Origin of the sequence: Anaerococcus kampingae (assembly GCF_046365475.1) — a bacterium.
GTDB lineage: Bacteria > Bacillota > Clostridia > Tissierellales > Peptoniphilaceae > Anaerococcus > Anaerococcus kampingae.
In genome coordinates, this window is record NZ_JBGMEF010000034.1 from 1 (window position 1) to 1,567 (window position 1,567).

The 1,567-nt window shown below is 29.2% G+C and carries 2 protein-coding genes; both read right to left on the reverse strand.

The annotated features are described in order from the left end of the window. Positions 1-93: 93 nt before the first annotated feature. On the reverse strand, positions 94-1,041 hold the full coding sequence (locus tag ACCQ42_RS08425; protein ID WP_410035915.1) for an IS3 family transposase: 948 nt from the start codon (positions 1,039-1,041) through the stop codon (positions 94-96). Beyond that, complete coding sequence (locus ACCQ42_RS08430) at positions 978-1,526, reverse strand: helix-turn-helix domain-containing protein (RefSeq protein ID WP_106461041.1); 549 nt, start codon at positions 1,524-1,526, stop codon at positions 978-980. Before ACCQ42_RS08430 ends, ACCQ42_RS08425 begins: the two co-directional genes overlap by 64 nt. Positions 1,527-1,567: the final 41 nt, after the last annotated feature.

Here is a 1,567-nt window from a genome sequence, read left to right on the forward strand (position 1 = left end):
TATGGTACCCCCAAAAAGTTGTAGCTCAATTTCTTACAATACAAATATATTATAGATTGATGGTGGCCCTTTTCTATAGAAAAGGGCGATTTATCAAGATAATATACTGATTTTTTCTTTCGACCTATTTTCTCTATATTCTACTGGACTCATAAAGCCTAATTTCTCTTTTATTCGTTCATTGTTGTAATAGTCCATGTATTTAATTATTGCTCTTTCTAATTCTTTGTAGCTATGAAATGTTTTTTTGTTGTACATTTCTTGCTTTATTATTGAGAAGAAGTTTTCCATTATGGAGTTGTCTAGGCAGTTGCCTTTTCTTGACATTGATTGGATTATGTCTTTATATTTTAACTTTTCTACATATCTTGGTATCTGATACAGCCAGCCTTGGTCTGAATGGTAGATTACTTCTGTTTGATCTTTTGTTATTTCTAATGCTTTATCTAGGGCTTTTTCTACTGCTGCATAGTTTGGGCTTTTACTTATTGAATAACTTATTATTTCTGAGTTGTACATATCTAAGTATGGGTTTAAGTAAAGTTTTTTTATTTGATAGTTGTTTGATTTGTCTTTTTCATAGTATTTGAATTCTGTTGTGTCTGTTGTTATTTTTTTGTGTGGTTTTTCTGATTTGAAATTTCTATCTATTATATTGTCTGCTACTTTTCCTACTTCTCCTCTATATGAGTTGTATTTTCCATTTTTCTTGTGATATGTTCTTACTTGTAGGTTATTTTCTTTTATTATTCTATGAACTTTTTTTATGTTTATTTTTATGCTTCTGCTTAGATATCCATGGATTCTTTTGCATCCCCAATCTTCATGTTTTTTTCTTATTTCTAGTATTTTTTCTAGTATTTCAGCGTCTGGATTTTCTTCTTTTTCTTTTCTTTGCCAGTACATGTAGGTTGATTGGCTTATTTTTACTACTTTTAGTATGTCTTTTAATTGATATTTCTCACGGAGGCTGGTTATTACTTTGCAGATTGCTCTGGTTTGTTTGTATTGTTTATCGCATCTGTCAAGTCTTCTTCTAATACCAACCTCCTGAGTTCTTTTAAATAGTCATTTTCTATTCTTAGGTGGAGGTTTTCTTCTAGGATTTCTTGAATTTCTTTTTCGGTGTAGTCTTTCTTTTTATTTTTCTTCTTCATGTCTAAGTATTCTTCCTTTAAATCTATTGTTAGATTGATTTTAGGGAAGTTTTTTTCTTTTTGAAAGTTTTTTACCCAAGAACTTACTGTTTTCGGATCTCTTATTCCAAATTTATCAGATATTTCCCTAAAATTTAAATCTCCTGTTAAGGCACATTTTATCACACTTTGCTTTATTTCTAAAGGATATTCGTTGATTTTAGGATTTTCTAGACTAGTTTCACCAAATATTTTGCTTTTTCTTACCCATTCTCTTATGCTTTTGGGACTTTTTATTTTATATTTTCTTGCTAATTTATTTAAACTTATTTCGCCTTCTTCGTATTCTTTTATTACTTTTTTCTTTAATTCTAAACTATATTTTTTCATTGCAGCCTCTTTTCTAGCTACAACTTTTGGGGAGTCCTACA